The sequence below is a fragment of the 'Vigna radiata' phytoplasma genome (assembly GCF_030586915.1).
Taxonomy (GTDB): Bacteria; Bacillota_I; Bacilli_A; order Acholeplasmatales; family Acholeplasmataceae; genus Phytoplasma; species Phytoplasma australasiaticum.
This window is the reverse complement of record NZ_JAOSIS010000024.1, coordinates 1-8,671: the sequence shown is the minus strand read 5'-3', so window position 1 is coordinate 8,671 and position 8,671 is coordinate 1. Positions and strand designations below refer to the sequence as shown.

At 25.0% G+C, this 8,671-nt stretch carries 5 protein-coding genes and 2 pseudogenes; 4 read left to right on the top strand and 3 right to left on the bottom strand.

All coding sequences use genetic code 11. The annotated features are described in order from the left end of the window. Window positions 1-664 (top strand): annotated as a pseudogene (locus OC710_RS02185) (group II intron reverse transcriptase/maturase); the annotation flags it as partial. A gap of 431 nt (window positions 665-1,095) precedes the next feature. Then, entirely contained in the window at window positions 1,096-2,100 is a 1,005-nt protein-coding gene (tsaD, locus tag OC710_RS02175) for a tRNA (adenosine(37)-N6)-threonylcarbamoyltransferase complex transferase subunit TsaD (RefSeq protein WP_004994752.1), read from the top strand. 40 nt (window positions 2,101-2,140) lie between these two features. Here tsaD and OC710_RS02170 read toward each other — a convergent pair whose 3' ends face one another. The 3 genes and pseudogenes from OC710_RS02170 to OC710_RS02160 form a co-directional block, all read right to left on the bottom strand. Next, complete coding sequence (locus OC710_RS02170; RefSeq protein WP_101677303.1) at window positions 2,141-2,962, bottom strand: pseudouridine synthase; 822 nt, start codon at window positions 2,960-2,962, stop codon at window positions 2,141-2,143. A gap of 621 nt (window positions 2,963-3,583) precedes the next feature. Then, window positions 3,584-3,724, bottom strand: a pseudogene (locus OC710_RS02165) (tRNA pseudouridine synthase); the annotation flags it as partial. A 117-nt stretch (window positions 3,725-3,841) separates the two neighbouring features. After that, window positions 3,842-4,159, bottom strand: coding sequence for a thioredoxin family protein (locus OC710_RS02160; protein WP_004994742.1), 318 nt, complete (start codon window positions 4,157-4,159; stop codon window positions 3,842-3,844). Window positions 4,160-4,722: 563 nt separating this feature from the next. Between OC710_RS02160 and OC710_RS02155 the strand changes: the two genes are divergently transcribed. Both OC710_RS02155 and lon read left to right on the top strand, forming a co-directional pair. Next, window positions 4,723-6,024: a trigger factor gene (locus tag OC710_RS02155; protein ID WP_004994740.1), complete on the top strand. Its 1,302-nt coding sequence runs from the start codon at window positions 4,723-4,725 to the stop codon at window positions 6,022-6,024. 118 nt (window positions 6,025-6,142) lie between these two features. Further along, entirely contained in the window at window positions 6,143-8,542 is a 2,400-nt protein-coding gene (gene lon / locus OC710_RS02150) for an endopeptidase La (RefSeq protein WP_004994736.1), read from the top strand. The last annotated feature ends 129 nt before the right edge of the window (window positions 8,543-8,671 follow it).

Here is an 8,671-nt window from a genome sequence, read left to right as displayed (position 1 = left end):
TGGGGGCTGATAGTGTTATCAATTTAAATCCAAAACCAAGAGTTGAATATATCCGTTATGCTGATGACTTTATTATTGGCATTAAAGGCGAATATGACCAAGCCGAAAGAATCAAAGACCAAGTAACGCAATGGCTAAAGCAGGACCTGAACCTTACTGTTAGTAAGGATAATTCCAAAATTGTTAAAGCCAATAAAGGAACGAGGTTGCTATCCTACATGATCAAGGTCAACCCCACCAATAAAAAACGCTGGCAAGGAAACGGAAAACGTCAATTGCTAAAGTTCGAAAGAAATGTAAAATTGGTTCAACTTGGGGGATTGCTTATATTAACAAAAGGGAAACCCAATACGAACCATGGAATGTTTACACTTGGGACAAAATTAAAAAAATGCGTAATTATAAGGGAAATCCCGATATTACCATCAATAAGTATATTTTCCAAGGTTGTACCCATCTAACTGACCGTTTAAAGGCGGAATGTTGTGAGAATTGCGACAAAACAACCCAACTTCAAATTCATCACATTGGGATGGTCCGCAATGCGCATCACCAAAGTATCATGAATCAAAGAACAAAGGTACTGTGTAAAGATTGTCATCGCAAGATAACCAATCAACAAATACACGATATCAGAAAGAATAAGAACAATAAGAATAAATAGCTAATCAACCGCGAGGGGAAATTAGTTCTCGCAAGAGAGTAAATTATGGAAAGCCGGATGCTGGGAAACTTGCTTGTCCGGTTTGGACGGGGGCTGATTGTAAATAAAAAAGCAAAAATAAATCGCTGAATAAAACGCAATTAATCTATCCGTATTATAAAATAATATTTTTATATTAAGTTTAATTGTTATTTTTGTTTTATTTCTCAATAAAATTAATTAAAGTATAAAATTAAATATTCTAAATTTTTTTATTTAATTAAAAAAATATTTTTTAAATAAAAAATCAATTAAATTTCTCATTGTTTTTAAAAAAATATATATTTAAAATATGAAATTATTTTTTTAATTTACAATGAGATTAACTATTTATTTAATATTTATCAATAAATAGAAAAAATATAATAAATATAAAAAAAGGTTTTCTAATTATGATTATTTTATCTATTGAAACTAGTTGTGATGAAACTAGTATCGCTATTACTCAAGATGGAAAAAAAGTATTAGCAAATGAAACTTGTTCGCAAATTAAATGTCATCAAAAATATGGTGGTGTAGTTCCTGAAATAGCTTCTAGAAAACATTTAGAAGTGATAACATATCTTTTACAAAAAACTTTTGTTGAAGCAAAAATAAACCCTAAAAATATAGATTTAGTAGCAGTAACTCAAGGTCCAGGATTAATAGGATCGTTATTATTGGGTGTTAGTGCTGCCAATACTTGGTCTTATATTTATAAAAAACCTTTAATGGGAGTAAATCATTTAATGGGTCATATTTACTCTGTTCAAATAGAACATGAGATAGAATTTCCTGCTTTAGCTCTAATTGTTTCAGGAGGACATACAGAATTAATTTATTTAAATAATCATTTTGATATACAGAAATTAGGAGCTACTTTAGATGATGCTGTTGGTGAAGTTTATGATAAAGTTGCTAAAAATTTAAATTTAAATTATCCTGGTGGTCCTATTATAGAAAAACTCGCTCTTAAAGGCGAATCTGTTTTTAAATTAACATTACCTTATATTAAAAATAATAATTTGGATTTTAGTTTTTCAGGATTAAAAAGTCAAATTATTAATTTAATCAATCAAAATAGTCTTAATATGTCTAACAAATTTATTTATGATATATGCGCTTCTTTTCAAAAAGTAGTTATTGAGGTTTTATTAATTAAAATAAAAAGAGCTTTAAAAAAATTTCCTACTAAAAACTTAATTTTAGTAGGAGGTGTAGCTTCTAATGCTAGTTTAAAAAAGAGATTTTTTCAAGAATTTCCTGATTTAAGATTATTAATTCCAAGTGTAAAGTTTTGTACAGATCAAGCTGCCATGATTGGCATTGCAGCTTATTATCAATACAAATTCAAAAAGCCTAAAGAATTGTATAGTTATAATTTAACAGGATTAGCTGATTTAAATTCTTTTTTTTAATAACTTTTTAAATAATATTTGTAATTATTAAAATTAAACTTTAAAAAAAATATTTAGGAATATATTTATATTTTTGGATAGGTTCATAGTATGCAATCCATTCGTGATTATAATTTGTGACTATAAAAGGTTCTGTGGTGATAATTTGTCTTTGATCTAAATACACACCGTTTTTAATTAATCTTATCAAATAATCATTTAAAATAATTTTTTGATAATTTTTAAATAAAATTTTAATATCTATTAAATTAGATAAAGAAATTTGATTCATTAAAGTAGCTTTTTGTAGATCATATATACCAATTCTAGTTCTTTTTAATTCTTTTAGTGCACCATAAGTATTCATTTTTTCACCAATATCTCGAATTAAACTTCTAATGTAAGTTCCTTTAGATACATCTACTTGAAATTTCGCCTCTTGTTTGTGCGGATTATATGAAATTAATTTTAAATTTGAAATTGTTACTTTTCTAGGTGGAATATCAATATGTTTTTGTTTTCTAGCTAAATTATACATTTTTTGACCTTTAATTTTAATAGCAGAAAACATTGGGGGAGTTTGCCAATATTGTTTATTATTAAAATAATCAAAATTTTTTTTTACAATATTTTCTGGTAAAATTATTTCTTTTTTATCAATTAATTCTCCAGAAATATCTAATGTATCATAATTTTTATTAAATAAAGCAGTTCCTTGATATTGCTTATTTAAATCATTAAATAAAAATGCTAATTTTGTTGCTTTATTAATATAGGGATAGATTATTTGCGTTTCCATATCAGAATTTATCCTTCTGATATTTATTACAAACAGCCTCCCTCTAAACCGGACGAGCAAGTTTCCCAGCATCCGGCTTGCCATAATTTGTCCTTTTTATAAGGCTAACTTGGTGTTGCCACTAGTTAGTTGTTGTATTATTAACAGCAAATTACTGACTTCTTTCGCCCTATAAAGGTGGTTAACCTTCTTCTCGGGAGGGCAATTATCTTTGTTATTCCAAACAAAGTTTTAGTTCTTCCGACTACTAAAAAGTCGCTTTATCCTTGGGCCATAAGAATTTTACTTCTTATAATGCTCCTGTTAAGAACTGACCTTTAGGATTCTCCAAGTTACTCTAAATATCGACCTTGATTCCTTAGGTGAAGTAACCACTATTATTTTGGTGGTGAGATTCCAGGTTTTCTATAGATAAACCATCCAATTCGTGATAATATTATTGATGGACTCTGGACTGATCGGTTACAGTAGTTTACAAGTCAGGGTTAATATTACATCTTCTTAGCTTCTTAGGCCCTTTCAGGCTTATCCTTAGAATCATTCGGTGGCGGTATCTTATTGACTAACTACTTCATCGCAATCCGCTTTTAAGAACTGCTGTAATTCTTTATTGTTTCCTTTAAAGAACCGTTCTTATCCTGTCAGTGTTTATCGCACTGGTGATTGGTTAAATCACACGATATTTAGGCATCTTTGGCGCCCTATCACAATTAACAAACCTTCTGCTAAAGGATCTAAAGTACCTGTGTGACCCGCTTTTTCTAAATTTAATTTTTTTTTGATAAATTTAACAACATCATGTGATGAAATACCAGAAATTTTATTTATTAAAAAAAATCCATTCATTTTTTATGGACCATTTACTTTCTTTTTTATTTATATTTTCAGAATTTTTTATCAAGTAATTAAAATTATAAATATTGACTTTTTTATTTTAAATGATTAAATCATTTTATAATATTATTAATCATCTATATTATTTGTTAAAAAATTTAATAATTCTGTTAAAGATAAATAACCTACATTTTTTTTTATTAATTTCCCGTTTTTGTATAGCATTAAACTAGGATAACTTGTAATATTATATTTCTTAGCTAATTCATAATTCTCATATCCATTAATTTTGATAATTTCGATATCTGGTTTTTCTTTTTTGATTTGTTCTAAATGAGGCATTAATTTTTGACATGGAGGACAATTTGTTAAAAAAAAATCAATTAATAATAATTTATGTTTATTTTTAATGATTAATGTATCTAAATTTTCTATAGAATTTTTCATTATTTATTCCTTTAAAATCCTTTTCTTTATATTTTTTAATATAATAAATATTATTATTAAGTAAAGATAATAACTTTTTTTATTTTTTTAATTTTTTTATGTAAATTAATTATTAATTTTAAAATTAATTTACGCTTATATATTATAATGATTTAAAGGAAATTAATATTTTATTAAATATAATTATAAATTTACGTTTTGTATGTATTATTAAAAATTTATTTTAACTATGTAATTTTACAGAAATTTTTTTGGTATAAAAAAATTTAATTTAATCAAAAAAACTCGGAATTATTAATTTTTTTGATAAAATTTAATATGTATTGATCTTTATTATTAAAATAATATATGTTAAAATATTTTTTTAATATATGAATCTTTTTATAATTGAATTATAATTATTAGATAAAAAGGTTTTTAATATATTAAATAATTTAATTATATTCATATATTTAAATAAGTTTTATAATATTATTTTTATATAATTATATAAATAAATTCAAAAAAGTTTTTATCTTTATTATTTTGGTTTTTTAAAAAAGTGATTTGCTAGGTGATGAATAATGAAAAGTGAATATATAAACAATGATTTTGTGAAATACCATTTCGAGATCAATCCTCAAGAGTTTGAATTTTTTTTACAGAAATCTTTTGATAGTGTTAAAAATGATATTAAAATTAAGGGGTTTCGCAAGGGTTTTGTAACTAGATTATTATGTGAAAAACATTTTGGTGAAAGATTTTTATATCAAAAAGCTATTACATTTTTAATTGATAATAAAATAAATGAAATTTTAGCCAAAGATAAAAAAAAAATTATGGGTCAACCTGAATTAGTTGATTTTGATTTAAATAAGATAGAACGAGATCATAATTTTAATTTAATAATTAAATTTGCTTTAAAACCAAAAATTGAGTTATGTGATTATAAATCTATTAATGTAAATAAAGATCAAGGTGTTATAGTAACTGAAGAAGAAATAGATAAATCTATTCGAAATTGGTTAAATATGGCATTTAAAGAACAAGGCTTTAAAATAGATAATAAATATTGTCAATATTTTTTTGATTTAGAAATAAGAAATAAAAATATTATTTTATTTAATGAAAATGATATTTGTTTGTATGGTTCTGATCAGCAATTCGATAACATTATTAATTATTTATCTTCTCATATAATAGGCATGAAAGAGAAAGAAACTCGCAATTTAAAAATTAAATTTCCTGATACATTTGCAAATTTAAAGTTATCTGGTCATAATTTAAAAATTAAAGTTTTTTTAAACAGAATTAACGTTATATCTGATATTGATTTAAATAATGATTTAATTAATCAATTAAATTTATCTAAAAATTTTCCTGATATTAAAAATTTAAGAGATTATTTTAGAACACAATTGCAATTTAATAAAAAAGAAGTTTTGAAAAAAAAAGAAATACAAAATATTTTGGAGTATTTATTAAAAAATTCGATTATAAATATACCTCAATATTTATTACAAAACTACATTTCAACAACCGAAAAACAAATATGTGAACAGTTAAAAAATAAAGATCCTCACTTAAAAGAATATTTACAGCAAAATAACTTGTCAGAAACAGATTTTAAAAAACAAATGTCTGAAGAAACGATTAAAAAATTAAAAATAGAATTTTTGTTGGAAGAAATCGCTATTAAAGAAAACATTCGGATTTTAGATAATGAAATTCAAGATTTTTATCAAAAATTATTTCGTAGTTCTAATATGCAAAATTTAGAAGATTTTCAAAAAAAATATAATATAGATTATATTAAGACAACTTTATTACAAAATAAAGTTATAGATTTTTTATGGAATAATTGTTCTGTTAATAAAAATTCTTAACATAATTATTATGTAAATGATTATTTTAAATATTTAAATTATTTTTTTATATTAATATTAAATATTAATAAATTCTTATTATAATAGTTTAATTTTATTTTCAAAAGAGAGGCAAGTAATGAATAAAAAAATTAAATTAACTCAAATCGAAGATGATCATAAATTCGAATATATTGATGGCGTTGAGGTTCCTTTCGAGTTACCTGCAATTATTGTGCGTGATGTGATACCTATTCCCAACAATGATTTTAGAATAGAGATAGGGCGTGATTTCTCAATCAATGCTTTAAAATATGCGGAAAAAACTAAATTTCCTTATGTAGTTATTTTGCCTCAAAAAATATTTGCTTTAGAAGATCCTGAAATAGTAGATATTGCAGAATATGGGGTTTTAGCTCGAATTGTGGCTTCTGTTAAAATTCTTAACAGTTCTATTTATAAAGTTAAATTCCGTTTATTAAAAAGAATTAAAACAACTTTTATTTCTAAAAAAGATAATTTTTTTAATGTTAAATATATTCCGGTAGCTACCGAATTAAGCGATGATATAAAAAAAGAAGAAGCTTTGATTAAATTAGTTATGGAGCAGATAACTTCTAATACAAGTCAATTTTTATTTATATCTGAAAATAATTTGCTAGAACAAATTCAAAGTGGTATTGATACTGAAAAAATAGCTGATTTAATTACTTTTGCTTTAAAAATTGATGAAAAAGAAAAATATAAATATTTACAAGAAAAAAATTTAAATAATAGATTGTTTTATATTTTACAAGACATTCATAAAAAGATTGATATTATCGAATTAGAAAATAAAATAAATGAAGAAGTAAAACGTAGTATTGACGAAAATCAAAAAGAATTTTATCTGAGAGAAAAAATACGTGCGATTCAAAATGAATTAGGTGATAGAGCTAAAAAAGAAGAAGAGATAGAAACCTTAAGATCACAAATTAAAAATTCTAAAATGCCTGTTAATATTAAAGAAAAGGCGTTACAAGAATTGTCTCGTTATCAATCTATTTCTTCAGCAGTAGCCGATTCGTTTGTTATCCGGAATTATTTAGATTTTTTAATAGCTTTACCTTGGGGCAAAAAAAGTAAAGATATTAATAATCTAGAAAAAATTCGTACGGTTTTAGAAAAAAATCATTATGGTTTACAAGAAACAAAAGAACGTATTTTAGAGTATGCTGCTGTTAAAATTATGACCAAACATAATGCTCAAACAATATTATGTTTAGTGGGGCCTCCGGGAGTAGGCAAAACCACTTTAGCTATTTCTATTGCAGAGGCTTTAGGACGTAAATTTGTTAAACAATCTTTAGGAGGTTTACAAGAAGAAAGCGAATTTAAAGGTCATAGAAGAACTTATGTTGGAGCCATGCCTGGACGTATTTTAGATGGTATCAAAAATGTAGGAGTTATCAATCCTGTATTTTTATTAGATGAAATAGATAAATTGGTAAATAATTTTCATCATAATCCAGAATCTTCTTTATTAGAGATTTTGGATCCTAATCAGAATAAAACTTTTGTAGATCTTTATTTATCGGAGCCTTTTGATTTATCGCAAGTATTATTTATAACTACTGCTAATGATATTAGTAACATTTCTGCTCCTTTAAGGGATAGATTAGAAATTATCGAATTAAACTCTTATACAGAAAAAGATAAATTGAATATCGCGAAGCAACATTTAATTCCAAAACTTTTGAAAGAACATGGTTTAAAATCAACACAATTTTCTATTAGTGATTCTGCTTTAATTAAAATCATTAGAAATTACACTAAAGAAGCTGGAATCAGAAATTTAAGTCAAAAAATAGCAACTTTAATTCGTAAAACAATTAAAAATATTTTAATTAAAAAAATAACTCACGCTAACATTAATGAAGATAATTTAGAAGAATTTTTAGGAAAAATTATCTATTATGATTTATTAACAGAAAAAAAACCTCAAATAGGTGTTGTTAATGGATTAGCTTACACTACTGTAGGCGGAGATGTTTTATCTATTGAAACTACTTGTTATCCTGGAAAAGGCAAGTTAGTTTTAACAGGTCATTTGGGTAAAGTTATTGAAGAGAGCGCTATTACTGCTTTTAGTTTTTTAAAAGCTAATGCTCAAAAATTAGGAATCGATTACGATATCTTTGATAAAAAAGATTTTCATATTAATTTTGTTGAAAGCGCTATACCTAAGGATGGGCCTTCCGCTGGTGTAACAATAGCTACATCTTTATTTTCTGTTATGACTAGTCAAAAGGTTAAAGAAAATATAGCTATGACTGGAGAAATTAGATTAACTGGTGATGTAATCGCTATAGGTGGATTAAAAGAAAAAGTTTTAGCCGCTGATAGAATAGGGATAAACGTTGTTTTTATTCCGAAAGCTAATTCAAAAGACATTGAGGATATTCCTGAAGAAGTTCGTAATAAATTAAAAATTATAACTATTCAAAATGTTCGAGATATATTCGCAGAAGCTTTTATTTCTTCCGTTATTGAGAGATAAATATAATTCCGCTATTTAACGCATAGCCTGGAGTGATAATCTCCAGAGGTCACGTAAACACTGTAAGGTGGGCTTGATTAATTGTCTCGAAAGAGTAATTAATAACAGCAAAAGCACGCAAGCGCGATG